Genomic DNA, 25,505 nt, shown 5'->3' on the forward strand with positions numbered 1-25,505 from the left:
AAATATTTGCCGCTATTTTGATGTTGAAAACATCCCAAAACTTCTTTTAAATAACTCCCACCAGCTCGCTGCAGCAACATCTTCTTTTGCTACAATTGTTTGTTTTAATAAAACATCTTTATCTTTTTTTATAACAAGTGTACCAAGCGCGTCACCTTTTTTAATCGGTGCTTTTACTTTCTTTTCAGCAATTACTTCTTGTTTTACCTTGTCCATATTCTCGCCCTTCTTCATAAGAAGAGAAACATTATCTGATGCAACTAAATCTACTTTTTCTTTTTTCCCTTTCCCTACTTGAACTGTCTTAATTTTTTCGCCACGCGTATACAATTTCTTTGTCATATATTGTCCAAATGCATAGTCAAGAAGCTTCGTCACTTGGTTGTTCCGTTCTTTTGATGTTGGTGCTCCCATGACAACTGAAATGACACGCATGCCATTTTTTTCAGCCGATGCTGTTAAACAATATTTCGCTTCTGTCGTAAAACCTGTTTTTACTCCATCTACGCCAGGATAAAAACGTACTAGCTTATTCGTATTAACGAGCCAAAATTTTTTATCCGTATCTTCACGTAAATAATCTTCGTACTTACCTGTGTATTTACGAATAAGTGGATACTTCATCAATTCTCTCGCCATTATAGCCATATCATTTGCTGTCGAATAATGGTCTTTGGCCGGAAGACCTGTTGGGTTTTGAAAATGTGTATTTTTCAGCCCTAAATCTTTCGCCTTTTTGTTCATCATATTTACAAATCCTTCTTCTGAACCTGCGATATGCTCGGCTACTGCAACAGATGCGTCATTTCCAGATGCAATTGCAATACCCTTTAACATCTCATTTACAGTCATCTCTTCCCCAGGTTCTAAAAAGATTTGCGATCCACCCATTGAAGCTGCATGTTCACTCGCTCTAACTTTATCGGTCAGTTTTAGTTTTCCTTTTTCAACTTGTTCCATAATTAAAAGCATTGTCATAATCTTTGTCATACTAGCAGGTGGTAATTTTTCATTTGGGTTTTTATCAAATAAAACTTTACCTGTATCTTGCTCAATTACGATTGCTGACGACGCTTGTTCCGCTAACTTCGGCGTTGTTTCTTCTGTTTTCTCCTGCTTCGTTTTTTCAGATTGCGCAAAACTCACTGAAGTTCCAGAAAGCAATAACATGAAACAAACAAGTATTCCAAAAACTCGCTTCATGACTAACCCTCCATTCTATATCAGACCTATTTTTTCCAATTCTCCTTTTTTAATACCAATTTTTTCTATTATTTTCAGTTGACAAATACATTCGTTCCTTATATTGTATTAAGTGTATTACACATAGTAGTACACTTAATACATATGAGGAAGGAGACATTGCTCTTGCATATTCAACTTGACCCAAGAAGCAACACTCCGATATGGGAACAAATTGTTCAAAATATAAAAGAACTCGTATTGAAAAGCATGTTGGCTCCAAGTGATAAACTTCCTTCTGTACGCGAACTCGCTTCTTTACTCGTTATAAATCCAAATACAGTGAGTAAAGCGTATCAAGAGTTAGAGCGACAAGGAATTATTGAAACGTTACGAGGAAAAGGAACATTTGTATCCCAATCGATTACCCCAACATTAGACGAAAGGAAAATCGCTATGGTTGAAAAGCAATTTCATCAATTACTATTAGAAGCCTCTTATCTTGGTATTACGAAAGATAAAATTCATGATTGGATAGATTCATACTATAAAGAGATTGGAGGGAATACGGATGTTGAAAGTGACAAGCTTGAAGAAAACAATTGATAATCAAACAATTTTAGACGATGTTTCTTTCACATTACAAAAAGGTAGTATCGTCGGATTACTTGGAAGAAATGGTGCGGGGAAAACAACTTTATTACGAACGATAGTCGGCATTTTAGACCCAGATGAGGGAACTGTTACATATGAGGATATCGACATTCATAAGAATCCTGAAACGAAACAAAAAATCGTATATGTCCCGGATTCTACTAACATACTGAACGGTTATACAGTAAAAGAAATCGTGAAGTTTTATAAAGCAGTTTATACCGCATTTGATGAACCATATTTCTACGAACTACTAGAACGTTTCAACTTACCAAACAAACGAATTCGTAGTTATTCAAAAGGAATGAAGGCACAGCTTGCTATCATTTTAGCTGTTGCTGCACAGGCAGAATATATTATTTTAGATGAACCAACAAACGGACTTGATCCTATCGTTAAAAGACAGATTTTACAGTTTCTCGTTGGAGAAGTTGCAGAAAAAGAAATTACCATTTTCATCTCAACTCACCATTTAGATGAAGTGGAACAAATTGCAGATACAATCATTATATTAAAAGGCCATACTATCTCGTCTATTACATCACTAGACGATGCAAAATCACGATTCGCAAAAATACAAGTAGCTTACGAGCGTTCATTACCTCAAAAACTAGAAAACTTAAGCAATATTAAAATATTAAATCAAACAGGAAAAGTGTATACGATTTTAATTGAGGGAAATGTGGCTACAACACTGGAGAAGTTTTATAAAGAGCAACCTATACTCATTGAAGAATTAACAATGTCACTTGAAGATGTCTTCGTTACGACACTGGAGGAGGATGGGTATGTTTCATAAGGCATTGTGGATGTGGAATTGGAAGCGTGGGAAATATGCTGCGTTACTTTTTCTCTTCAGTTCACTTTATTTTTTATCTTTCGAATACTATCAAGCAGCAGAAACTCAACAGTCTCTCTTTCTCCATCCAGAAAAAATAGGTGAAGAAAAGTTCTACTATCATTATTCTTTTTATTCTTCTAATAGCTTTTGGTTAAGTATTATTACAATTATCCTATCCTGTATATTAATTGGCTGGGAGCGAAGTAATCAAAATGGAGATTCACTTATGACATTTCCATTTAAAAGACGTGATATGTTCTTATCGAAGTGGGTTTTCGGTGGATTTTTCATTTTACTATCATTTCTAATCAATTGGGGTCTTATGTATTTTATTTATAAATCTACGATTCACTTTGAATATCAATCTTTCGAACCGTTTCATCGATATTTCTTGTATGCAATTTTCACATATATCGCTATCTATACTGTCTCTTTATGTATAGGTACATTTACTGGCAGTATTATTTCACAAAGCATCTTCAGCATTACTTTTTGCATAATGGGAATGGGAATCTTTTCACTCTTACTCCTTTTCTTTACAGCTCATGCTGAAGCAATACACGAAAATAAAAGTTATACAAGTTTCGAAAACGTTTATAAATTCAATAAAAAAACCAACATTTCAAGCGCTATATTAGACTTTTCAATTAGTTATAATTACCACCCTACTGCCCAATCAGATGAAGATCATGGAAAAGTAATACAAAGGGGACCTACTTTTCATAGTTATTACTCTGCAAAAATAATACTTGTTCCTATCTTCTATACAATTTTCAGTTTGCTTATTGGGATGTTTCTCTATGCAAGGTCACCTAATGAACATAATAAGAAAATTTTCCTTTTTCCAAAATACAACTCACTCTGGATGTGGTGTACTACCTTTTATTTTGCATTAATAGGTGGGCAAATGTTAAAACGTTTTGATTTATTATTTAGTTACTATGTTGGATTCTTTTTATTTGGAATCGTCACTTATTTTATATTATCACGTCTTACAAACTATAAAGTTTTTTAAAGGAGAGATCCTATGTTTCAAAAAGCATTATGGGTGCATACCTACAAACAAAGTAAATATATTGTTTGGCTATTTTGGTTAGTAAGTTTTTATGTACTATCATATAAATACTATTTAGCAGCTGCCGAGCAATTAAAATATTTTCATGAACATAATGAATGGAAATATATATACCGATACTATTATCAACTTTCACTTCCCGATGCTATCATGGTTCAAGGAGGACTCCTTATTATATTAGCCTGCATTCTTATTGGATGGGAACGTCAAAATCAATCCAGTGACATTTTATGGTCTATGCCATTTAAACGAAAACATCTCTTCATAACGAAATGGCTTTTTGTTGTGTGTAATATTGTAGCTATCGTTATACTAAATTGGGGACTTTTTGCTATTATGAAAAAGACAACCTTTCATAATAAGTATCAAATATTTTCACCATTTCATACTTACTTCTTGTACATGGTTATCATCTTAATTGCTATCTATACACTTGCATTATGCATAGGAACAATTGCTGGTAATATGATTTCACAAGGATTCTTCAGTGTTGCTATACTTGGATTCCCTTTTATTTTGCCGACTCTAATTGCCGGAGCTATTTCTATTCATACGGTTGGACTTACTTCCAATCATACCGTCTATACGGAGGAAAATGTAGATCGTTACGGTTCAGTAATAGAAAAAATGAGTATTTTAGCGCCCGTTCGTGGATTTAATATTAATTTTAATTACGATCCTCAACGTGCTTATACTGATCAACAAGGCGTACGTCATGATGAACCTAATTTTACGTATATTCCTTCAGCAACAAAACTTACCGGTCCAATTGCAAATATACTTATTCTATTCCCTTTAGGAATGTACTTATATACAAGATCACCTAATGAACAAAACGGAAACTTTCTATTATACCCGAAGCTTAAAACACTATGTATGATATGTTGTGTAATCTTTATTGGAATGTTTGGAGGAATGGCAGCGGGCGGAAGTCGTTCTATCTTAAATTATTATATTGGTTTTATAGGGACCAGTACGATAGTCTACCTACTATTATCTCGCTTATTAAAATTAAAATTTTCTTGGCGTGTGAAATAACCTCCTTTAAAAGGAGGTTATTTCACATTCTCTCTCCTATCCCCATACACCATCTCTTCTTTCATCCCAAATCCATCACCATTTTGCACAATTTGCTCTGTCGGGGCAACTACACTTTCGGCAATTTTCCATTCCCCACGCTCTTTTACGAATACTTGTAGAAAATAGTTCATGCCATCTAATTGATATGCATTTTCTTTTTTTACATTATAGTGAATCGCAATGTAGTACACTTGAATATTTTCTTTTCCTATTTTTGATACGTATTGCGATAGTCTCGGTATATAGAGTGCTGCTTTCTGAAAAGATAGTTGCTTCGCTTTAACAAGCGATGAACTTGTTACATTACGTAATGTGTCCTGATTACGAATATTATCGCTATGGTGGAATAATACTGCGTTTTGCATAGAACGAACCCATAATTTCGAATATAAAACTGTATTATCATTTTCAATGTACTTCACTTCTTTTCGCACCACTTGGATAGGCGTATTTGCGTACGTGAATGTTTGAAAACAGAAAAAACCACCAAATAAAATGGTAAGTGCAGCAATATATTTCATAATCTTTCCTCCGATCTTTTAATTAAAGTATCGGAGTTTCAAAATATTTTTATTCAAAAGAAAAAGGATAGGAATGCTTTCGCTTCCTATCCTCATTTATTATAATACGCGGCCAAATAGTTCTAAGACCATTTCTATTTCTTGGTCGCTCCAACCTTTAAATCTCTCTTTATAATATTCTTTACGCACAGCTTCAAGTTTTTCAGTTACTTCTCTTCCGTGCTCTGTAATTTCTAAGTACACGATTCGACGATCTGAATTAGAACGTTTTCTTTCTACTAATCCTTTTCGTACGAGACGATCTGTAACAGCTGTAATATGACTGGAGGTTACGTTTACTTCACTCGCAATTTGCGAAGCCATCTGTGGACTCTTTAAAAATAACGCACGTAATACAGAAAATTCATTATATGGCATATGTTCTGCAAAACGTGTATTAATATCATTTTGTAATAAACGTATCATTTTTCGAAATGATGCAGATAAATCTAAAATCAGTGTTTCTCTTTTTTCGTTCAATAGCCTCGTCCCTTTTTTATCATATTTACACATATTATAATCTATAAATACCTATGTTGTATATGCTTTCTTTCCTCAACATTCTCATTTATGTAACTTTTTTCATATAAATTTCTTTTTTGTTCACACATATACATATAAAAAGGATGGTGATGGAAAATGCAGGGTGGAATGAATCCTTATTTACACAACGTACGCACAGCTAATACTGGTAAAGAAGCTACTATTACTGTACAAGGGGAAGGCGTCGTTAAAGCAAAACCGAATGTTGTTATATTAACGCTTGGCATTCGAACAGATGATAAAAATGTAAAACAGGCTCAAGAAGAAAATGCAGTGCAATCCAAACAATTGCTGGATGCACTTAAACAGCTTGGTATTGCCGATAAAGATATAGAAACGATTTCTTATACGATCACTCCTCAATACGAATATGTAAATGATAAAGCATTGCTACAAGGATACCGCGTGGAGCATTTGTATGAAATTACCGTTTTAAATGTACAAAAAGCTGGGGAAGTATATGATATAGCCGTTTCAAATGGTGCAAATGTAGCAAAAGGTTTACGTTTCCGAGTATCTCATCCAAATAAATATTATGAGCAAGCTCTCATTCAAGCTCTGCACCAAGCAGTAGAAAAAGCTCGTGCTATTGCGAGTACATATAATTTAAATATTAATCCTGTTCCCCTCTCATTCGTTGAAGAATCTGCCCAATTACCAAGGGAGGTTACGTCTTATGCTACTTTACATGCACAAGCAGCCCCGCCTATTCAATCGGGTGAATTAGAAATCATTTCATCCATACGGGCTATTTTTACGTATTTATAACGAATTCTCTTTACAAGTAAACGTTATCATTTTACTTGTTGTAAAAACATGATGTTCTGATATAATAAAGAACGGTGAGCTCTTACAAAAGAGATATCACGGGTGGGAGAGGGATATGAAAAAGAAGGTTTAACATGAAAGGAATACTTGAAAGAACATTTAAATTAGGTTTACACGAAACATCACCAAAACAAGAAGTTTTAGCTGGAGTTACGTCATTTTTCACAATCGTATATATTATGATTGTAAATGCGTCAATCTTATCAGATGCTGGCATTCCTCTTGAAGCTGGAATTTTAGCAACTGTTTTTAGTTCATTTGTCGGATGTCTACTCATGGCATTTTGGGCAAATGCACCTGCTATTCTTGTCCCGGGTATGGGTGTAAATGCATTCTTCACGTACACAGCTGTGCATGCGCTTGGACTAACTTGGCAAGAAGCATTGGCTGCTGTCTTTATCTCTGGTATTATTTTTGCAATTGCCGCTTTTACACCAATCGCTCGCGTGCTATCAATATCAATTCCAAAGTCATTAAAGGAAGCGATTACTGTCGGCATCGGATTATTTTTAGCGTTTATCGGATTGCAAAAAGGTGGTTTAGTCGTTTCGAACCCAAATACTGCTGTGGCAATGGGGAAATTAAGTAATCCTGTCGTTCTTGCGACATTACTTACTCTTATCATTGCACTTGTATTATTTATTCGTAACGTACGTGGAAACTTTTTATGGACGATTGCAATAGGAACTGGTATCGCATGGTTATTTGGTCTTGTGGATACGAGTCAAGTGGGAAATAGTTCATTCTCATTCGCTAATTACGGTGATGTGTTTGGAGCTATGTCATTTGGGAAACTTTCTTCCTTACCGTTTTGGATTGCAACATTCTCTTTAAGCATGGTGCTTATCTTTGAGAACATGGGACTTCTGCACGGTTTATTAGAAGATGATCGTAAATTCCCACGTGCTTACCAAGCCAATGCAATTTCAGCAATGACATGTGGTCTATTTGGCACAAGTCCTACCGTTTCAACAGTAGAAAGTGCCGCAGGTATTACTGCAGGTGGTAAGACAGGTCTGACGTCTATCGTTACTGGGTTGCTATTCTTTGCATCACTGTTTGCTCTTCCATTTGTCAAATTAATTCCTGATAGTGCCATTGCACCAATCTTAATTATTATTGGCGGGCTGATGATTACAAGCATCCAACAAATTCCTCTGAATGACTTTTCAGAAGGATTTCCAGCATTCTTAATTATCGTTATGATCCCGCTCACATATAGTATCGCTGATGGCATTGCGTTCGGATTTATTGCTTACCCTATCTTAAAAGTTGCTCTTGGAAAGCGTAAAGAAGTCGCACCATCTATGTATATCATTACATGCTTATTCTTAGCTATGTTTGTATTACATGCTATTGGTTAAAAAAACACCGAGGAAATCCTCGGTGTTTTTTTACTTAAACCATCCTTTTTTATAAAACCAGGCCATCATTCCGCCGCCAATTAGTGCCATGATAAGTAGACAAATAAAATAACTATATTGTCCACCAAGCTCTGGCATATGCGTAAAGTTCATTCCATATACTCCCGCAATAAATGTTAATGGCATGAAAATAGTCGAGAATACAGTTAATGTTTTCATAATGTTATTCATATGATGTGAGTTTAATGAAAAATAACTATCCCGAATATCTGCTGTTAACTCTCGACTTGCCTCAATCATTTCTGTTAGTTTAAGCAAATGATCATGTATATCTTTAAAGTAAATTTCATGATCGCTTATACCATAAAAACGAGTCGAATTTAAAATACGATATAATAAATCACGCATTGGAATGATTGTACGCCTTAGCTTTGATAAATCTGCACGTATATCAAATACCTCTTCTAATACGCTTCCTGCTGTCTCCCCGGTTAAATTATCATCAATTGCATTTAAATGATCCTCAATGTAATATACAGGCGCAAAATAGTCATCTACAATTTGGTCAATAATTGTATGAGCTACGTGTAAAGGACTATTTTTAATACGCTTCTTTTCTCCAAGTGTTTTCCATACTCTTTCGATTGCATTGTTATGAGAAAAGTGGAAAGAAACAATATAACGATCACTAATAAATAAATCGATTTCGTGCGGTTCTAGTCCATCTTCCCCAAATGCATGAAGAACTAAAAAGTTATATCCATCATAAAAATCAACTTTTGGCCTCTGTACGTATTCTATACAGTCTTCAATTGCAAGGGGATGGAACTTAAAATGGTCCTGCAGAATATATGTATACTCTTCTTTCGTTGGCTTATATAAATCTAGCCAATACCATACAATATGGTCTTTCTTTGTTTCTTCTAGAGAAACATCATATAATACTTCATTTGTTTTTGTTACTGCACAAATTCTAATCATAATTTCACCCATTATTATTATAAACAAAAAATAGTAAAAAAAGCCAAGGAGAAACCTCCTCAGCTTTTTTTATTACTTCGTTACGATACCGTGTACTAAAGTTGGTGCATCTACGTGTTCTTTAGAGATCTTCATGTTCTCATAAATTTTCGCTTTTACATCTTCAACATTTTCGCGGTTTGCGTAAATTGTAACGAGAGATTCACCTTGCTTCACGCTATCGCCTACTTTTTTGCGCAGCATTAGACCAACTGCTAAATCAATTTCAGACTCTTTCGTTGCACGTCCTGCTCCTAAAAGCATTGCTGCTGTTCCGATTTCGTCTGCAACGATTTCTGATACATATCCGTCTTCTTTCGCTTCCACTTCAATTTTAAATTGTGCTTGTGGCAATTTAGAAGGGTCATCAACAACAGATGCGTCACCGCCTTGCGCTGATAAGAACGTTTTAAATGATTCTAGCGCTTTTCCGTTGTTCATTACTTCAATTAGCTTTTCACGTGCATCTTCTAAAGATGAAGCTTGTCCAGCAAGGTACACCATTTGACTTCCAAGTGTTAAACATAGCTCTTCTAAATCTTTCGGCCCTTTACCTTGTAATGTATCAATTGCTTCTTGAACTTCTAATGCGTTACCGATAGCTTCACCGAGTGGTTGACTCATATCAGAAATAACTGCCATCGTATTACGACCAACGTTATTACCGATACGTACCATTGCTTCTGCTAAACGTTTTGCATCTTCATCCGTTTTCATAAATGCACCTGCTCCAGTTTTTACATCAAGAACAATTGCATCTGCACCAGCAGCAATTTTTTTACTCATAATCGAACTTGCAATAAGCGGAATTGAGTTTACTGTTGCTGTTACATCACGAAGTGCATATAGCTTTTTATCAGCAGGTGTTAAGTTACCACTTTGACCGATAACAGCGATTTTGTTTTCATTTACAAGACGCATGAATTCATCGTTTTCAATTTCCACATGGAATCCTGGAACTGCTTCTAATTTATCAATTGTACCACCAGTATGTCCTAAACCGCGTCCAGACATTTTCGCTACTGGTACATCTAAAGCAGCTACTAATGGACCTAATACAAGTGTCGTTGTATCACCAACACCACCTGTTGAATGCTTATCTACTTTTACACCTTCAATAGCCGATAAGTCGATTGTATCACCGCTATTTACCATTGCCATCGTTAAATCAGCACGCTCTTGATCGTTCATATCTTGGAAGAAAATTGCCATTGCAAGTGAACTTACTTGATAATCAGGAATATCACCATTCGTATATCCTTCAACAATAAAGTTAATTTCTTCTGTCGTTAATGCATGTCCGTCACGTTTTTTTGCAATTAGGTCCACCATTCTCATTGTGAAGTCACCCCTTCATTTGTTTTACGATTGCTTTTACTAATGCTAAGAAGTTAGCTTTAACACGTTCTGTCGTTTCAATTACTTCATCGTGATGAAGTGGTTGATCTAAAATACCAGCTGCCATATTTGAAATACAAGAAATACCTAATACTTTCATACCAGCATGACGCGCTACAATTACTTCAGGTACTGTTGACATACCAACTGCATCTCCGCCAAGTGTACGAAGCATACGAATTTCAGCAGGTGTTTCATATACAGGACCTGTCATTCCCACGTATACACCTTCTTGTACTTTAATATTTAAGTCTGCTGCAACTTGTTTCGCCATTTCGCGAAGTTCTACTGTATATGATGTAGACATATCAGGGAAACGTACGCCCATTTCAGAATCATTCGGTCCGATTAATGGATTCGTACCCATGAAGTTAATGTGGTCTGAAATTAACATAAGATCGCCTGGCTCAAATGATGTATTTACACCACCAGCTGCGTTTGTTACAACTACTGTTTCTACACCTAGTTCTTTCATAACACGAACTGGGAATGTTACTTTTTGCATGTCGTATCCTTCATAGAAGTGGAAACGTCCTTGCATTGCTACTACTGTTACACCTTGAAGTGTACCAAATACTAGTTGACCTGCATGGCCTTCTACAGTTGATACTGGGAATTCAGGGATTTCACTGTACGGTACTGTTACTGCGTTCTCAATTTCGTCTGCTAATACACCTAGTCCTGATCCAAGGATTAGTCCTACTTGTGGTGTCTCTTGAAATTTCTCTTTTAAGTATGAAGCTGATTTTGTAATAAGTTCACGATTCATTTGTTTATCCCCCTATTTCTTTAGCTCATTTAAGAAGCTTGTTCCGTATTCTGGCATTTTCACACCGAAGTTTTCTGCTACTGTTGCACCAATATCAGCAAATGTTTGACGAAGTGGTAACTCTTGTCCGCCTTCTTTCATGCTTGGGCTATATGCTAATAATGGTACATATTCACGTGTATGGTCAGTACCAGGGTGAATTGGATCATTACCGTGGTCTGCTGTAATTAATAATAGATCATCTTCTTTTAGTTTTGCGAATACTTCTGGAAGACGTGCATCATATTCTTGCAGAGCTTCTCCGTATCCTTGTGGATCACGGCGGTGGCCGAATAATGCATCAAAGTCAACTAAGTTTAAGAAGCTAAGACCTGTAAAGTCCATATTTAATGTATCTACAAGCTTATCCATTCCATCCATGTTAGACTTCGTACGAAGTGATTCCGTTACCCCTTCGCCATCATAAATATCAGAGATTTTACCGATAGCAATTACATCGTAGTCACTATCTTTTAATTCGTTCATTACTGTACGGCCGAATGGTTTTAATGCATAGTCATGACGATTTGGTGTACGTGTAAAGTTTCCAGGTTCACCAACGAATGGACGAGCAATAACACGACCTACCATGTATTTCTCATCTAATGTTAATTCACGTGCAATTTTACAGATTTTATATAACTCATCAAGTGGCACTACTTCTTCGTGTGCTGCAATTTGCAATACGCTATCAGCAGAAGTATAAACGATTAAAGAACCTGTTTCCATTTGCTCTTGACCAAGTTCATCAAGAATCTCAGTTCCAGAAGCTGGCTTATTACCGATAATTTTACGGCCTGTTTTTTCTTCTAATTCATCAAGTAATTCTTTCGGGAATCCTTCCGGGAACACTTGGAATGGTGTATCAATGTAAAGGCCCATGATTTCCCAGTGACCTGTCATTGTATCTTTACCAGTAGATTTCTCTTGCATTTTTGTGTAATATCCAAGTGGTTTCTCTACTTTAGAGATACCTTTCATTTCTCGAATGTTACCAAGACCTAATTTCACCATGTTAGGCATTTGTAACCCATTCATATGTTCAGCAATGTGACCAATTGTGTCAGATCCTAAATCACCAAATTGCTCAGCATCTGGTGCTTCACCGATTCCCACAGAGTCCATTACGACTAGGAATATACGTTTATATTTATTCATAACTGCGACCTCCTATAAGTTCAGTTCTACTTCTTGTAGTATGTTCAAAACGCTATAAAGTGAAACTGTTATCCAAAAGAATTCTCATTGTCAAACAGTACTTCTTTAAATCATTTTCTAACCTATTTCGTTTACTTGAAACGATTCAAAAACATTTCTAGTTTTTTCTAAGTCAGATGTCAGACATCTGATACTGATATCATAACATGTTTACGCTTTCTTTTTAATACATTTTCGTAGAATTTCTCATTTTCTTCACACTTCTATTGTAATCCATTCTGCAACGAAGTGCTAATTTTTTTATGATTTATTTCTTCATAAAAAATAAAAAGTAGCTCTAAAGAGCTACTTTTTATTTTACTTCTATTGTTTCCTCTTTATGTTCATGCAATTCGCCTTTTCTTACATGTACTTTCACTTTGTAAGCACCGTTCTCTTTGAAAGTATGTTTCGTTTCATACTCTCCTTTATTCCCTTCTTTCGCTGGAATAAATTCGTGTTTTTCAACACCATCTTTCCAAATCTCTAGTTGTACTTCAGCACCAGTTAGGGCTTCTTCTTTTTGTTTTAAATGAACTTTCATTGTAGATTCAGCATTTGCCTTTATGTCTCCAGCCATAAGATGGATCATTGTGTCACTTTTATGATCTCCATGTCCTGCACTGTGATCACTATTTTCTTTTTTCGCATCTTCTACTTTCGCATTTCCTACAGCAACTTTCACTTCTGGCATAACGTGCATTTCACGTGCATTTGTGTGAGCGATAATATGGTATACTCCATCCGTTTCGAATGTTTTCTCTACTGCATAAACACCTTTTCCTTTATGCTTACCATCTAACATCTCGTGCTTTTCGTCGCCATCTTTCCAAATTTCAAACTTTACATCATCGGCATCCGTTACTTTTTCTTTCCCTTGTGTAACAAGTGCTTGTACTTCTGTTTTTTCACCTGGTTTAATTTCTTTCGGATTTGTTTGGACTGCTACTTTTACAGCTTCAAGTTTCTGTTCTTTTTTCGGTTCTTCTTTGTTTGTATTACAGCCAGCCAACGCTAGCATCGCGATAAATAAAGTTATAATCAGTTTTTTCATCATCATTTCCTCCTTTATACTTTATTTAGTATAGATGAAATACATTGTAATATTCCAGTCTTCTGCTGAAAACAATATACGAAATGTTTGTGAAGTTTCTGTGAAACTGTCTTTCCCTCTTAATCTATGAAAAAAAGAGCATAGTAACTATGCTCTCGGATGAAACTGTTTATATACATCTTTTAATCTAGTTTTTGAAACGTGCGTATAGATTTGCGTCGTTGAAATATCTGCATGTCCAAGCATTTCTTGTACAGCACGTAAATCTGCTCCATTTTCTAATAAGTGCGTAGCAAACGAATGACGCAACGTATGAGGTGTAAGCTCTTTTTCAATGTTTGCTTCTTTCGCTAATCGTTTTAATATTTTCCAAAATCCTTGTCTTGATAATCGATTACCATGATGGTTTAAAAAGAGTGCATCTACTACTTTTTTCCCCATTAATTCTCTTCTTCCTTTTTCAATATACTTTTGAATCGCTTCCGTTGCTAAACTTCCTAGTGGAATAATTCTTTCTTTATTCCCTTTCCCTATGCAACGAACAAATCCCATCGTTAAATGTACATCTTCTAAATTGAGTGCAATCAATTCTGAAACACGAAGTCCTGTCGCATACAGTAACTCTAGCATCGCCTTATCACGAATACCAAAAGCACTTGTCATTTTTGGTGTTTGAAGTAACGCCTCTACTTCATCAACTGATAATACTTTTGGTAATTTCCGTTCCCCTTGTGGCGTTTCAATATGTACGGATGGGTCGTGTTCTACCGCTCGTTCACGAAGTAAAAATTGGTGGAACGAACGAATTGATGCGATATGACGCGCCAATGTTTTCGAAGATTTTCCGTTCTCTTTTAAATACTGCAAAAAGTTAACAATGTGTAAACGGGTCACTTCATGAAAAGTTTTCGTCTGTTCCACATTTTGCAAATACTTTACGTAGCTTTTTAAATCCCGTTCATACGATACTACTGTATTCTTTGCTAATCCTTTTTCGACAACCATATAATGAATAAAATCTTTTAATTGATCTTCCACTCTACACTACTCCCCATTTTCATAGAAAAACATCATTCTATTTACGAAAGCATCCTTTGCCGGTTCTTCATTCCCTGATACTTTTTCTACAGTCTCTTCTTTAGGTTTTTCATAACGATGATAGCTTTCATATTCTTCATTTATCCATAGTATAGCGAAATAAAACAAAATCGTACAACTTGTAAATAATAAAAATACTTTTATTCCATCAAAAGTTAATTTTAAAGCTCGGCGCATTGTAAATTCCTCCAAAATATAAGTTATTACAACATATGCCAAGCTTTCACCAATTTATACCTTATTCAAATAAAAAACCTCTTCCTAGATAAATAGGAAAAGGTTATTTTTCATCCGTTTCATTTTCTTGACAATTTTTACAAATCCCATGGAATGTTAAACGATGATCTTTCACCTTAAAGCTCCAGTCTCGTTCTACTTTCCTTTCCACTTCACCAAGTAAATCTTCTTGTATTTCTTGTACAGCACCACATTGTGTACAAATCAAATGATGGTGGAAACGCTGCGCACCTTCTTGGCGTAAGTCATAGCGTGAAACACCGTCTCCGAAGTTAATCTTATCGACAACTTTTAACTCAGATAATAGTTCTAAAGTTCGATAGACGGTTGCTAATCCGATCTCTGGCGACTTTTCTTTTACAAGGAGGTAAACATCTTCTGCGCTTAAATGATCTTCTTCATTTTCTAGCAGCACACGAACTGTTGCTTCACGTTGCGGTGTTAATTTGTAGCTCGCTGCATGTAATTGCTTCTTAATTCGTTCAATTCTTTCTTCCATTCGGTACTACTCCCTCCTCGCCACTCTTACACCATTATATCAGAAGAAGGGCTTCTGTCAAAAGAAAAAACAATAAAAACAAATTGATAATTATTCTCAAAAAGTATTTATTTTTTATTAATAGCCTCAACGACTTCTTTCATTAAAACTGGTGATGCGTAAGCCTCCACACTAGAAGCAAGTGCTAACACCACTCCAATTACGAGAAAGAAGCATGTATAACGGATTAATAATGGTAATAGTGGCTCGGTTATTTTTCTAATAAATTGATGCCTAATCATCCGTAAAGAAAAACTTGCAGCAATGGTTGTCATAACGAGAAAGACTGGAATGATAATTAAATTTTGTGGCAAAACAGATACAAATGCTAATAATAGTCCATTCCATCCATGCTGACTTACTAAAAAACCAACTGTAAATCCAACGACAACTCCTTTTACAAATAATAAAATAAAAATAAGTGGTAATCCAATAATTGAAATTCCTAAAATCCAAATAAATCCGATGTATTTTAATTGCGAAAAGTAACTTTCTCGAAACATTTCGCCCGCAATGGCAAATTCTCCTTTAGAGACTTGTCCAAAAAAACGTTGTAAATAAAATGATAAATCTTGTTTTTGATTGATTTGTAAACTATTCACGAGAATGGCTCCGAATATTACTCCCATCAATAATAAAACAGCGTTAAATATATATAATGAAGAGTTTTCCTGTATGTGAGACATTACACGGTCTTGCCAATTTTTTCGCCACATTTTTCTTCCCTCCGTTCACACTCTTATTAAAAATGTATGAAAGAAAGAAAAAAGTATGACGAATTAACATTGAAATTCCGCTCTACTTTGCTAAACTAAAAAGTAGAGAATAGGAGGGATTTCTCTTGAAACCATTATTATTAGATTTTCCAACATTATTTCAAACTGAACGCTTGCAAGTTCGTAAACCATTTCCAGGTGATGGTGCAGAAGTATATGAAGCAATCCAAGCTTCTCTAGAAGACTTAGTACCGTGGATACCAATTAACGCTGAAACAGAAGAGAGTGCTGAAGAAATTGTTCGCGAAGCTCACGGACAGTTTTTACTTCGTGAAACACTTGATTTTCACTTATACGATAAAGTATCTGGTACATTCATCGGAGCAATTACACTAAAGCCTGAAAACTGGGATATTCCAAAGTTTTCACTTCACTTCTGGCTACATAGTGCCTATACAAAACAAGGCTATATGACCGAAGCTGTTAAAGGTGCAATTCAGTTCGCCTTTGATAAACTAGGCGCTAGAAGAATTGAAATTCGTACTGATGCAACAAATATAAATGCATGTAGCTTAGCAGAACGTCTAGAATTCATTCTAGAAGGGACAATGGAAAATGATTTCCTAGCACCAGATGGTAGCTTACGTGATGCACGTGTATATGCAAAAATCAATTAAAAAACACTCGCCTTTGGCGAGTGTTTATTTTTGTAGTTGTAAATATTGTACTGCAAACATCGTCTTCGCATCATGAATACGAAGATCTTTCATAAGAGTAATCGCTTCTTCTAACGATACTTCCATTAATTCCACAAACTCATCTTCATCTAACTCAGCTTTATTTTCTTTTCTTGTCAAACCTGTCGCTTTATATACATATAAAATTTCATCTGCGAATCCTGGAGATGTATAGAAAGAAGTAATGAGCTCCATATTTTCACATACATATCCTGTTTCCTCTTCTAATTCACGAACTGCTGTTACCTCAGGTTTTTCACCAGGTTCTAACTTGCCAGCCGGAATTTCTATAATCGCCTTTTCAAGTGCTTTACGATACTGCTCAACAAGCACAATTTTCCCCTCATCAGTAATAGCAATAATAGCAACTGCACCAGGGTGATTTACAATTTCACGTTTACTCATTGCTCCATTTGGTAATACTACATCATCAACACGAACTTTTATAACTCTACCATCAAAAATTGGCTCAGTTTTTACTGTTCTCTCTGCAAGATTACTCATACTACTTCATCTCCCTGTTCTATTTCCTATTCTTTCCTCATACATTTTACCACATTGAAAGGAGCGTGATAGAAATGAAAGTTTATATTTTACCAAATCGCGTCACTTTAGTCGGAAAAGCATGGCAAATTCGCCATAAGCTAAAGCAATATAGCAAAGAGTATACAACTGTACAAGAGTGGATTACAGCAAATAAAGTGAAACATTAATCATGCTTTTACGGGCAGTTAATGCGAAGCGGAAAGTAAACGTTTGTCAACCTCTTTTCCCTCTCGTACAATAAAGGTAAGGAGGTTGACCTATGAAAAAACGTCAATTAGGAAACTCAGATTTGTTTGTTACAGAAATGGGCCTTGGCTGTATGTCTCTCGGTACATCTGAAACAGAAGCTATGCATATTATCGATGAAGCGATCGATTTAGGAATTAATTTTTTTGATACAGCAGATTTATATGATTACGGATTAAATGAAGAATTTGTTGGAAAAGCCTTGAAGGGAAGAAGAGACCAAATTGTACTTACAACGAAGGTTGGAAATCGTTGGACAGAAGAAAAAAATGGCTGGTCTTGGGATCCTTCTAAAGCTTACATAAAGACTGAAGTAAAGGAAAGTTTACGTAGACTTCAAACTGATTATATTGACCTTTACCAACTTCATGGCGGAACAATTGAAGATCCAATAGATGAAACAATTGAAGCTTTTGAAGAATTGAAAAAGGAAGGTATTATTCGCCATTACGGTATTTCTTCTATACGCCCAAATGTCGTTCGTGAATATGCAAAACGCTCAAACATCGTTAGTGTACTAATGGAATATAACCTTTTAAATCGTCGTCCAGAAGAATGGTTCCCCCTTCTAAATGAACACCAAATTAGCGTCATTGCCCGCGGGCCACTTGCAAAAGGAATTTTAACTGACAATAATGCAAGAAAGATAGAAAGAGTAAAGGAAAAGGATTATCTCTCTTATTCTTACGATGAATTACATGCAACTCTAGCAAGTGTAAAAGAAATAATTGGAGAACGCTCTTTAACAGGAACAGCTATTCAATATTGCTTACATAATAAGACTGTTGCAGCTATTATACCTGGTGCAAGCTCTCTTCAACAATTACAGGAAAATATACGAGCTAGTCAACAGTTACCTTTAACGAAAGAAGAATATATACAACTTCAAAAGATTGTTAAATATGACACATATGCTTTGCATCGTTAAAAATATCGAATTACCGATAAAACAGAAGACTGTCTCCAGTATTAGGAGACAGTCTTTTTTATAACGTATCATATTTATCAGGATTCGTTCCTACATGTAAATCACGATTCAACGTGTTAATTTGACGTATCTCTTCTTCAGTTAGTGCAAAATCAAAAATAGTAAAGTTTTCTTTAATACGAGATGGTGTAACAGATTTAGGAATTGTAACAATCCCGCTTTGAATATCCCACCTTAATATAACTTGTGCAGGTGTTTTTTCATATTTGTTAGCAATAGCCTGAATGATTGGATGCTGGAATACTTCTCCGCCCCTCATTAACGGACTCCATGCTTCCATTTGAATTTGCTCATCTTGACAATAATTTCGCAACTCAAATTGCGTCAACATCGGATGAAGTTCCACTTGGTTTACCATCGGCTTCACTTTGCAATTTGGTAATAATAGTTCTAAATGATGTTTATGAAAATTAGAAACACCAATCGCACGCACTTTACCTTCTTCATACAATTTCTCTAAAGCTCGGTACGTATCAACATACTTCCCTCTTACCGGCCAATGTATTAAATATAAATCTACATAGTCCATTTGTAATTTTTTCAAACTCTTTTCAAACGCCTCGAGTGTCTCCTCATATCCTTGATCGTCGTTCCATACTTTTGTTGTAATAAATATATCTTCTCTTGGAATTCCTGATTCACGTATCGCCTCTCCGACACCGCTTTCATTTTCATATACAGTTGCTGTATCAATCGAACGGTATCCAACTTCTAACGCTGTTTTTACTGCTTGCTTTACTTCGTCTCCTTCTTTCGCTTTATATACGCCTAGACCAATCATCGGCATTTTCACGCCATTATGAAGTGTAGTTGTTGGAATATGCACAGTCGTCTCCCTTTCATTGTTACATTTTTTATAAGCCACAATTTTATTTCAACAAGATTCATCCCAAAAGTCAAAACATACGTACAGTTTACATAACACTTTTATATAGCTAAAAAATAGCGTGAACTCATTCATTCACGTTATTTTTTCTCCATTCTTTCGCTTTTTCATCCACATTGCGCACAAACTCATTTTTTCCTTCCGTATATAACGCGCCATCATATGTATACTTTTCGGCTAATTCTTTCTTTAAGGTTGCATATGCCTCTGCTTCTTCACAATGAGCCATCATATAATCACGAAATGCTAAATGCCTTACTATCTCTGGATTTCCTTTTTCAAACACGTGTAAATGATACGAGCGTTTTTCTTCAGTTCCATGAATAAAATATCGGCGTCTTGAAATACCATTTTCCCCTTTTACGATGTAACCAAGCTCTATAAATCGTTCATTCCACCCATCTACTCTTTCGATATTTTCTACTTCCATGATCATATCAATAATAGGTTTAGCTGCCAGTCCGGGAACTGACGTACTTCCAATATGATGAATTTTTACCGTTTCTGGCATCGCTGATTTTAATCTTTTAGCCTCCATTTGAAATTTTTCACTCCAATGGTTTTCATGTGGAACAACGACAATTTTTCTCATTCTAACTCCCCTTTTCTTACAAGCTCGTCAAAAAATGATCAGTGGTATTTCACTGATCATTTTTTTATTATTTAAAGTCTTTCCAAGTAAGGTTACTTTCACTTAGCAGTTCTTCAAATGATTTATTCTTTTCACGTTCTTTTTGTTCTTGGCGCTTTCTTTCCAGTTCAGCTGCCTCTTTTTCCTCTTCCCTCACTTGCAACTCTTTCTTCTTACTCTTTAATTGTTGCATGAGTGAATCATTTAATTGATCGCCTAATGTAAGTGTTTCTTTCTTTGGTTGATTCACTTGTGATTGTCTTTGCATTTGTCTTTGTTTCTTTTTCTTCATGCTACTCACCTTTTACTTTTTTCTCCATTATAGTAGATACACAATGAAATCGACAATAAAAAAGGGTCTTTACTCTATTATTCACTTTTTGTAAATATGTTAATTTTTCGAAAAGACTAAATTTTTATGTAGCTATAATCCTATGAATCTATTAAAATTATGTCGTATGATGTCAGATTATAAAAAAGGAGAATTATATTATGTGGAAAAAAATTATTCCTGCCGTTGCTGTTTTAAGCACCATTACTTTTTCAAGCGTATTTGCCGCTCCCCCATCTCAGAATCCAGCTGAACAAAACCGCTACATAGACGTACAAATGCTTGGTATTAATGATCTCCATGGACAACTAGATACTGTTAAAAAAATCAATAATAAAGAAGCTGGTGGCGCTGATTACTTAGCTACTTATTTAAAAGAACATAAAAAACAAAACCCTAATACACTTCTCTTACATGCTGGTGATATCGTCGGAGCTAGTCCACCAGTTTCAGCATTATTACAAGATGAACCGACGATTGAATTTTTAAATGACTTAAAATTTGATGTCGGTACAATCGGGAACCATGAATTTGATGAAGGCATTGATGAAATGAAACGCCTCATTTACGGTGGATATCATGAAAAAACAGGAAATTTCAAAGGGGCTAACTTCCCCTATGTAGCTGCTAATTTCTATAACAAATCAACTGGCCGCTTATTTTTACCACCATTTACTGTAAAAATGGTAGATGGTGTTCCTGTAGGATTCATTGGGGTTGTTACAACTGATACACCAAATGTTGTTATGCCTACGATGCTTAACAATGTACAAATTACTGATGAAGTAGAAGCAATTAATAAATCAACACAACAATTAAAACGCCTCGGCGTTAAATCTATCGTCGTTCTTGCTCATGTCGGTGGAACAACCGATGAGTCTGGGGTAACAAATGGCGACCTTACTCGAATTGCAAATGAAACAGACCCAGAAGTTGATGTTATCTTCGGTGGACATAGTCATACGTATGTAAATGGTACAGTAAATAATAAACTAATTGTCCAAGCAAATTCATACGGAATGGCTTTCTCAGACGTCGATGTAACAATTGATCGTAAAACAAAGGATATTGTAAAGAAAAAAGCTGAAGTTGTTACAACGTATCATGAAGGTGTAGAACCTGATAAACAAGTAAAGAAAAAACTAGATCAATATAAAGAAAAAATCGCACCACTTGTAAATGAAGTGGTCGGAAAATCTACAGCACCTATCGACCGTAAACAAAATGATGCTGGTGAGTCCACTCTTGGAAATTTAGTTGCCGATGCTCAGCGTCAAACGATGCAAACTCAAATCTCCCTCATGAATCCTGGTGGCATTCGTAATGACTTAGATGCTGGTGATATTACGTGGGGTGAGTTATACGGCATTCAACCTTTTGGAAATCAATTGATTAAAGTAAATTTAACAGGTCAAGACATTCGCGATATTTTAAATCAGCAATGGCAAAAGGGAACAACAAGAATGCTTCAAATTTCAGGTATTCAATATACGTGGGATGCAAATAAACCAAACGGTGAAAAAGTTACAAATATACGTTTAACAAACGGAGAAGAATTATCTCCATCTACAACGTATAGCGTAGTTGCAAATGCCTTCTTAGCTTCTGGCGGTGATGGATTCGTATCATTTAAAAATGGTAAAAATGCAGAAACTGGGCCAAACGACTTTGAAGCGTTAGTCAATTACGTAAAACAATTAAAAGAACCAATTCAGCCAGTTATTGATGGAAGAATTCAAAAAGTAAATTAAGTGTTTCTCTAATAATAAATTTCATTTTTCACGCATAAAGGATTTGTACTGATCCTCTATTTTATACGTAATATACATCATAAAAAGGATACTCGTTCTTCTAATGAACACAGTATCCTTTTCTTTAGTTATCAAAATGTGATGTTTTGTCAACTTCATATTGCTGTAAAAATTGTTGCAACGCCTCTTCTACAAGTTTAGATTTTTGAATTCCTTTCGATTCTGATATAAGGTCCAATCTTGCTAATATTTCTGTATTAATAGAAAAGGTCCGTCTCTTTTTCTCTGTACTTTTACTCACAATTGGTGCAATTACTTCTTCTCTTTTTCTTAATAACTCATAAATGCTTTGTAATTGCTCATAAATTAATAATTGATAATCTGTTTTCTCATATTGAAGGGCGGTCGCTTCTTGGAGTTGTAAGTGACGTGGTTCTTCTCCATCTCCTACAAAAATACGTTTCTTCTGCTCTCCATCATATTCGTATCCAATCAATCTTAATTTCTTCGATAATGTATACGGGCTTATTTCAAGACGTTTTGCTATAATAGCGATGGATTCACGTCTATTTAAACCATCTATAATTTCTCCAATCGTCACAATTTCCCTCCTCCCGTGTTGAAATGACACTAGTATGGTATGTTACAATGATTTTCTAACAGTATATGCAAAATGAATAGCCTGTGCGATTCATACGATTTCACAAAAGGAGGTTTTCAATATGCTTTTTCGTAGCTACACCCCTCAGTTCTATAACGAAAACAAACAACTCATTCCTAATAGTATCGCTACGATAGAAAGCGTTATGATTAATAATCGAAAACAAACTCTCCTTATGCGTGGACAAAACGTAGAGCAACCTATTTTATTATGCTGTCACGGCGGACCTGGGATGGCACAAATCGGATTTATTCGCCATTTTCAAAAAGAATTAGAGAAGCAATTTATTGTTATTAATTGGGATCAGCGCGGGGCTGGTAAATCCTTTTCAATGAAAGATTTCGGAGCAAATTTCACAATCGAACAATTCGTTTCCGATGCAAAAGAAGTGATTCAATATGTACTTAAAAAGTTCAACAAACAAAAACTATTTCTCGCTGGTCATTCTTGGGGAAGTATTATTGGGCTTAACATAGCACATCAATATCCAAAGTATATCGAGGCTTACATCGGTATTGGGCAAATTGTACATATGAAACAAAATGAAGAATTGCTATATCAACATTTAATTCATTCTGCAAAAAAACATGATCATAAAAAAGCATTAGCTTCCCTTTTAAAATTAGGCAAACCACCATTTTTAGATACGAGACGTCTCATTATTCAAAGAAAGTGGCTTGGCACATTTGGAGGCGCAATCCAAAACGGATCTTCCTTTTCTTTCATACGAAAAGGTTTCTTTTCTCCTGAATATACGCTATTAGATTGGTTCAAGTTTCTCGCAGGAAATTTAAAATCTGGTGTTTTATGGGAAGAAATGCTGACAATCGATTTCTTTTCTTCTATTTCAAGTTTATCTATTCCAGTTTATTTTTGTTCTGGTCGCTATGATTATCAAACTCCTTATGCACTCGTTCAGGAATATTGCGATATTATTGAAGCGCCTATAAAAAAGATGATTTGGTTCCCAAATTCAGCACATTCTCCTGATTTAGAAGAACCAGAATTATTCGCTAATTCTTTACAATCAATTAAACAAGAGCTAGCTTTTCAGCATTAGTAACAAAAGGCTCTTTTACATTTCATAGAAAACATTTTATAATAATATGTCGCAAGCATGTATAAACATAGCAAAATGTTTCATATTTACTTGTCTTAACAGAATAAAAATTTAGGGAGATTACATTTATTATGAACGCTGTACTCGTCGCAGTAGCAATTATGCTATTGCTTAGTTTGTTACGTGTCCAGGTCATTGTCGCCATCATTGTTGGAGCTTTAACAGGCGGACTTATCGGCGGACTCGGTATTTCAGAAACGATTAACACTTTTACAACTGGTCTTGGAAACAGTGCTCCAATCGCTTTAAGTTATGCAATGCTTGGTGGTTTCGCTATTTCCCTTTCCAAAACAGGACTTCCAGATGCTATGATTCAAACTGCATTAAAATGGATTGGCCATGAACAAGACACGAAAAAACAAGTTTATTCTAAAATACTTATTTTATTCATTATTTTAACGATGGCTTGTTTCTCACAAAATGTGATTCCTGTTCACATTGCTTTCATCCCCATCTTAATTCCAGCACTTTTAAAAGTATTAAATGAGCTGAAAGTGGATCGCAGACTTGTCACATGTATTATTACATTTGGATTGATTACTCCTTATATGTGGATCCCTGCAGGATTCGGAAAAATTTATCATGACGTATTACAAACCAACGCTGCGCAAAGCGGCCTTACATTTGATGTCACACTTATTCCAAAAGCAATGACTATTCCAGCAATTGGTATGATTATTGGATTATGTGTAGCGGTATTCATTACGTACCGAAAACCTCGTACGTATGAAACAGAACAAATTCATACTACCGAAAATGAAATCGTTCCCTATACAAAACGTAGCATTACTTTCGGGTTATTATCTATCATTGCTACATTAACTGTTCAATTAACAACAGAATCAATGATTTTCGGTGCTTTAGCAGGTATTATCGTCTTATCAGTTAGTGGCAGTCTACCACTTAAAGAAGCAGATGCGATATTAACAAGCGGAATGCGTATGATGTCCTTTATTGGCTTTGTTATGATTGCTGCCGCTGGATTCGGCGCTGTTCTTCGAAAAACAGGACATGTTGAATCTCTGGTGCAAACGAGTGCACATATAATTGGAAATAACAAACCACTCGCTGCATTTCTTATGCTCGTTATTGGACTTCTCGTTACGATGGGAATTGGTTCATCCTTTTCAACCATCCCTATCTTAACAACCATTTTTGTACCTCTTTGCATTCAGCTTGGATTTAGTCCAATGGCCACAATTGCAATTATCGGTACAGCCGGAGCACTAGGTGACGCAGGATCTCCAGCATCGGATAGTACCCTTGGACCAACATCCGGTTTAAATGCTGATGGTCAGCACCATCATATATGGGATACATGTGTACCCACTTTTCTACATTACAATATACCGTTACTTATATTTGGCTTTATTGCCGCAATTACATTATAAAAAGGTGCGTATAAAACGCACCTT

The 25,505-nt window shown here is 35.5% G+C and carries 29 protein-coding genes; 12 read left to right on the forward strand and 17 right to left on the reverse strand.

The window, feature by feature from the left end:
* Positions 1-12: 12 nt before the first annotated feature.
* Positions 13-1,203, reverse strand: a complete 1,191-nt coding sequence (gene dacF, locus NST90_RS19205; protein WP_000831998.1) for a serine-type D-Ala-D-Ala carboxypeptidase DacF — start codon at positions 1,201-1,203, stop codon at positions 13-15.
* Between the two features lie 165 nt (positions 1,204-1,368).
* Between dacF and NST90_RS19210 the strand changes: the two genes are divergently transcribed.
* The 4 genes from NST90_RS19210 to NST90_RS19225 are packed head-to-tail and all read left to right on the forward strand — an operon-like array spanning position 1,369 to position 4,790.
* A complete protein-coding gene (locus NST90_RS19210) occupies positions 1,369-1,788 on the forward strand; it encodes a GntR family transcriptional regulator (protein ID WP_000548044.1) in 420 nt (139 codons plus the stop codon).
* Complete coding sequence (locus NST90_RS19215; RefSeq protein ID WP_016123302.1) at positions 1,754-2,635, forward strand: ABC transporter ATP-binding protein; 882 nt, start codon at positions 1,754-1,756, stop codon at positions 2,633-2,635. The genes NST90_RS19210 and NST90_RS19215 overlap by 35 nt, the downstream gene beginning before the upstream one ends.
* Positions 2,625-3,692, forward strand: coding sequence for an ABC transporter permease (locus NST90_RS19220; protein WP_025709106.1), 1,068 nt, complete (start codon positions 2,625-2,627; stop codon positions 3,690-3,692). The genes NST90_RS19215 and NST90_RS19220 overlap by 11 nt, the downstream gene beginning before the upstream one ends.
* Before the next feature lie 12 nt (positions 3,693-3,704).
* Positions 3,705-4,790, forward strand: coding sequence for an ABC-2 transporter permease (locus tag NST90_RS19225; RefSeq protein WP_283748084.1), 1,086 nt, complete (start codon positions 3,705-3,707; stop codon positions 4,788-4,790).
* Positions 4,791-4,807: 17 nt separating this feature from the next.
* Here the strand turns inward: NST90_RS19225 and NST90_RS19230 are convergent, their stop codons facing one another.
* Positions 4,808-5,353 carry a hypothetical protein gene (locus NST90_RS19230; RefSeq protein ID WP_025709110.1) on the reverse strand — a complete coding sequence of 182 codons (546 nt, stop codon included), beginning with the start codon at positions 5,351-5,353 and terminating at the stop codon, positions 4,808-4,810.
* Between the two features lie 99 nt (positions 5,354-5,452).
* Positions 5,453-5,872 carry a MarR family transcriptional regulator gene (locus tag NST90_RS19235; RefSeq protein ID WP_001003305.1) on the reverse strand — a complete coding sequence of 140 codons (420 nt, stop codon included), beginning with the start codon at positions 5,870-5,872 and terminating at the stop codon, positions 5,453-5,455.
* Positions 5,873-6,031: 159 nt separating this feature from the next.
* On the opposite strand from NST90_RS19235, the gene NST90_RS19240 reads away from it, so the two are divergent.
* Together NST90_RS19240 and NST90_RS19245 are read left to right on the forward strand one after the other, a co-directional pair.
* Positions 6,032-6,703, forward strand: a complete 672-nt coding sequence (locus NST90_RS19240; RefSeq protein ID WP_001161448.1) for an SIMPL domain-containing protein — start codon at positions 6,032-6,034, stop codon at positions 6,701-6,703.
* Between the two features lie 134 nt (positions 6,704-6,837).
* On the forward strand, positions 6,838-8,127 hold the full coding sequence (locus NST90_RS19245) for an NCS2 family permease (protein ID WP_283748085.1): 1,290 nt from the start codon (positions 6,838-6,840) through the stop codon (positions 8,125-8,127).
* Between the two features lie 30 nt (positions 8,128-8,157).
* Here the strand turns inward: NST90_RS19245 and corA are convergent, their stop codons facing one another.
* The 9 genes from corA to spoIIM all read right to left on the reverse strand — a co-directional run bounded on the left by corA (position 8,158) and on the right by spoIIM (position 16,163).
* Entirely contained in the window at positions 8,158-9,120 is a 963-nt protein-coding gene (gene corA, locus NST90_RS19250; protein WP_025709112.1) for a magnesium/cobalt transporter CorA, read from the reverse strand.
* A 60-nt stretch (positions 9,121-9,180) separates the two neighbouring features.
* Positions 9,181-10,485 (reverse strand): pyrimidine-nucleoside phosphorylase, encoded by a 1,305-nt coding sequence (locus NST90_RS19255; RefSeq protein ID WP_001243069.1) that lies wholly within the window; start codon positions 10,483-10,485, stop codon positions 9,181-9,183.
* A gap of 7 nt (positions 10,486-10,492) precedes the next feature.
* A complete protein-coding gene (locus NST90_RS19260; RefSeq protein ID WP_001078446.1) occupies positions 10,493-11,314 on the reverse strand; it encodes a purine-nucleoside phosphorylase in 822 nt (273 codons plus the stop codon).
* Positions 11,315-11,326: 12 nt separating this feature from the next.
* A complete protein-coding gene (gene deoB / locus NST90_RS19265) occupies positions 11,327-12,511 on the reverse strand; it encodes a phosphopentomutase (RefSeq protein WP_001046079.1) in 1,185 nt (394 codons plus the stop codon).
* A 352-nt stretch (positions 12,512-12,863) separates the two neighbouring features.
* On the reverse strand, positions 12,864-13,604 hold the full coding sequence (locus NST90_RS19270; RefSeq protein WP_000733456.1) for a FixH family protein: 741 nt from the start codon (positions 13,602-13,604) through the stop codon (positions 12,864-12,866).
* A 147-nt stretch (positions 13,605-13,751) separates the two neighbouring features.
* A complete protein-coding gene (gene xerD, locus NST90_RS19275; RefSeq protein WP_000390088.1) occupies positions 13,752-14,642 on the reverse strand; it encodes a site-specific tyrosine recombinase XerD in 891 nt (296 codons plus the stop codon).
* A 6-nt stretch (positions 14,643-14,648) separates the two neighbouring features.
* A complete protein-coding gene (locus NST90_RS19280) occupies positions 14,649-14,879 on the reverse strand; it encodes a YqzK family protein (protein WP_001250432.1) in 231 nt (76 codons plus the stop codon).
* A gap of 103 nt (positions 14,880-14,982) precedes the next feature.
* Positions 14,983-15,438 (reverse strand): Fur family transcriptional regulator, encoded by a 456-nt coding sequence (locus NST90_RS19285; RefSeq protein ID WP_000392657.1) that lies wholly within the window; start codon positions 15,436-15,438, stop codon positions 14,983-14,985.
* 107 nt (positions 15,439-15,545) lie between these two features.
* Positions 15,546-16,163 carry a stage II sporulation protein M gene (gene spoIIM / locus NST90_RS19290; RefSeq protein WP_013142149.1) on the reverse strand — a complete coding sequence of 206 codons (618 nt, stop codon included), beginning with the start codon at positions 16,161-16,163 and terminating at the stop codon, positions 15,546-15,548.
* 155 nt (positions 16,164-16,318) lie between these two features.
* Here spoIIM and NST90_RS19295 point away from each other — a divergent pair, with 155 nt between their 5' ends.
* The gene (locus tag NST90_RS19295; protein ID WP_000803479.1) at positions 16,319-16,870 is read left to right on the forward strand and encodes a GNAT family N-acetyltransferase; all 552 of its coding nucleotides are present in this window, start codon (positions 16,319-16,321) and stop codon (positions 16,868-16,870) included.
* Between the two features lie 24 nt (positions 16,871-16,894).
* Here NST90_RS19295 and NST90_RS19300 read toward each other — a convergent pair whose 3' ends face one another.
* The gene (locus NST90_RS19300; protein ID WP_000067042.1) at positions 16,895-17,434 is read right to left on the reverse strand and encodes an NUDIX hydrolase; all 540 of its coding nucleotides are present in this window, start codon (positions 17,432-17,434) and stop codon (positions 16,895-16,897) included.
* Positions 17,435-17,508: 74 nt separating this feature from the next.
* Here NST90_RS19300 and mciZ point away from each other — a divergent pair, with 74 nt between their 5' ends.
* Together mciZ and NST90_RS19310 are read left to right on the forward strand one after the other, a co-directional pair.
* Positions 17,509-17,643, forward strand: coding sequence for a Z-ring formation inhibitor MciZ (mciZ, locus tag NST90_RS19305; RefSeq protein WP_000870302.1), 135 nt, complete (start codon positions 17,509-17,511; stop codon positions 17,641-17,643).
* Positions 17,644-17,735: 92 nt separating this feature from the next.
* Positions 17,736-18,650, forward strand: a complete 915-nt coding sequence (locus NST90_RS19310; protein ID WP_044307304.1) for an aldo/keto reductase — start codon at positions 17,736-17,738, stop codon at positions 18,648-18,650.
* Between the two features lie 58 nt (positions 18,651-18,708).
* Here NST90_RS19310 and NST90_RS19315 read toward each other — a convergent pair whose 3' ends face one another.
* From NST90_RS19315 to NST90_RS19325, 3 genes are all read right to left on the reverse strand, one after another.
* On the reverse strand, positions 18,709-19,536 hold the full coding sequence (locus NST90_RS19315; protein WP_000547992.1) for an aldo/keto reductase: 828 nt from the start codon (positions 19,534-19,536) through the stop codon (positions 18,709-18,711).
* 127 nt (positions 19,537-19,663) lie between these two features.
* Entirely contained in the window at positions 19,664-20,188 is a 525-nt protein-coding gene (locus tag NST90_RS19320; RefSeq protein WP_001227186.1) for a GrpB family protein, read from the reverse strand.
* A 67-nt stretch (positions 20,189-20,255) separates the two neighbouring features.
* On the reverse strand, positions 20,256-20,519 hold the full coding sequence (locus tag NST90_RS19325; RefSeq protein ID WP_000727561.1) for a YqkE family protein: 264 nt from the start codon (positions 20,517-20,519) through the stop codon (positions 20,256-20,258).
* 200 nt (positions 20,520-20,719) lie between these two features.
* On the opposite strand from NST90_RS19325, the gene NST90_RS19330 reads away from it, so the two are divergent.
* On the forward strand, positions 20,720-22,309 hold the full coding sequence (locus NST90_RS19330) for a 5'-nucleotidase C-terminal domain-containing protein (protein WP_025709121.1): 1,590 nt from the start codon (positions 20,720-20,722) through the stop codon (positions 22,307-22,309).
* 124 nt (positions 22,310-22,433) lie between these two features.
* On the opposite strand, the gene NST90_RS19335 is transcribed toward NST90_RS19330, so the two are convergent.
* Entirely contained in the window at positions 22,434-22,910 is a 477-nt protein-coding gene (locus NST90_RS19335) for a ribbon-helix-helix domain-containing protein (RefSeq protein WP_000151931.1), read from the reverse strand.
* Between the two features lie 121 nt (positions 22,911-23,031).
* Here NST90_RS19335 and NST90_RS19340 point away from each other — a divergent pair, with 121 nt between their 5' ends.
* A complete protein-coding gene (locus NST90_RS19340) occupies positions 23,032-24,030 on the forward strand; it encodes an alpha/beta hydrolase (protein ID WP_000898970.1) in 999 nt (332 codons plus the stop codon).
* A 131-nt stretch (positions 24,031-24,161) separates the two neighbouring features.
* On the forward strand, positions 24,162-25,481 hold the full coding sequence (locus NST90_RS19345) for a Na+/H+ antiporter family protein (protein WP_025709122.1): 1,320 nt from the start codon (positions 24,162-24,164) through the stop codon (positions 25,479-25,481).
* The last annotated feature ends 24 nt before the right edge of the window (positions 25,482-25,505 follow it).

It is taken from the genome of Bacillus sp. FSL E2-8900, assembly GCF_037966225.1.
Classification (GTDB): Bacteria; Bacillota; Bacilli; order Bacillales; family Bacillaceae_G; genus Bacillus_A; species Bacillus_A cereus.

Coding starts and splice junctions, on each gene's coding strand:
- dacF (WP_000831998.1), bottom strand. CDS start 1,203: ATGAAGCGAGTTTTTGGAATACTTGTTTGTTTCATGTTATTGCTTTCT.
- NST90_RS19215 (WP_016123302.1), top strand. CDS start 1,754: ATGTTGAAAGTGACAAGCTTGAAGAAAACAATTGATAATCAAACAATT.
- NST90_RS19220 (WP_025709106.1), top strand. CDS start 2,625: ATGTTTCATAAGGCATTGTGGATGTGGAATTGGAAGCGTGGGAAATAT.
- NST90_RS19225 (WP_283748084.1), top strand. CDS start 3,705: ATGTTTCAAAAAGCATTATGGGTGCATACCTACAAACAAAGTAAATAT.
- NST90_RS19230 (WP_025709110.1), bottom strand. CDS start 5,353: ATGAAATATATTGCTGCACTTACCATTTTATTTGGTGGTTTTTTCTGT.
- NST90_RS19240 (WP_001161448.1), top strand. CDS start 6,032: ATGCAGGGTGGAATGAATCCTTATTTACACAACGTACGCACAGCTAAT.
- NST90_RS19245 (WP_283748085.1), top strand. CDS start 6,838: ATGAAAGGAATACTTGAAAGAACATTTAAATTAGGTTTACACGAAACA.
- corA (WP_025709112.1), bottom strand. CDS start 9,120: ATGGGTGAAATTATGATTAGAATTTGTGCAGTAACAAAAACAAATGAA.
- NST90_RS19255 (WP_001243069.1), bottom strand. CDS start 10,485: ATGAGAATGGTGGACCTAATTGCAAAAAAACGTGACGGACATGCATTA.
- NST90_RS19260 (WP_001078446.1), bottom strand. CDS start 11,314: ATGAATCGTGAACTTATTACAAAATCAGCTTCATACTTAAAAGAGAAA.
- deoB (WP_001046079.1), bottom strand. CDS start 12,511: ATGAATAAATATAAACGTATATTCCTAGTCGTAATGGACTCTGTGGGA.
- NST90_RS19270 (WP_000733456.1), bottom strand. CDS start 13,604: ATGAAAAAACTGATTATAACTTTATTTATCGCGATGCTAGCGTTGGCT.
- NST90_RS19280 (WP_001250432.1), bottom strand. CDS start 14,879: ATGCGCCGAGCTTTAAAATTAACTTTTGATGGAATAAAAGTATTTTTA.
- NST90_RS19285 (WP_000392657.1), bottom strand. CDS start 15,438: ATGGAAGAAAGAATTGAACGAATTAAGAAGCAATTACATGCAGCGAGC.
- spoIIM (WP_013142149.1), bottom strand. CDS start 16,163: ATGTCTCACATACAGGAAAACTCTTCATTATATATATTTAACGCTGTT.
- NST90_RS19300 (WP_000067042.1), bottom strand. CDS start 17,434: ATGAGTAATCTTGCAGAGAGAACAGTAAAAACTGAGCCAATTTTTGAT.
- mciZ (WP_000870302.1), top strand. CDS start 17,509: ATGAAAGTTTATATTTTACCAAATCGCGTCACTTTAGTCGGAAAAGCA.
- NST90_RS19310 (WP_044307304.1), top strand. CDS start 17,736: ATGAAAAAACGTCAATTAGGAAACTCAGATTTGTTTGTTACAGAAATG.
- NST90_RS19320 (WP_001227186.1), bottom strand. CDS start 20,188: ATGAGAAAAATTGTCGTTGTTCCACATGAAAACCATTGGAGTGAAAAA.
- NST90_RS19325 (WP_000727561.1), bottom strand. CDS start 20,519: ATGAAGAAAAAGAAACAAAGACAAATGCAAAGACAATCACAAGTGAAT.
- NST90_RS19330 (WP_025709121.1), top strand. CDS start 20,720: ATGTGGAAAAAAATTATTCCTGCCGTTGCTGTTTTAAGCACCATTACT.
- NST90_RS19340 (WP_000898970.1), top strand. CDS start 23,032: ATGCTTTTTCGTAGCTACACCCCTCAGTTCTATAACGAAAACAAACAA.
- NST90_RS19345 (WP_025709122.1), top strand. CDS start 24,162: ATGAACGCTGTACTCGTCGCAGTAGCAATTATGCTATTGCTTAGTTTG.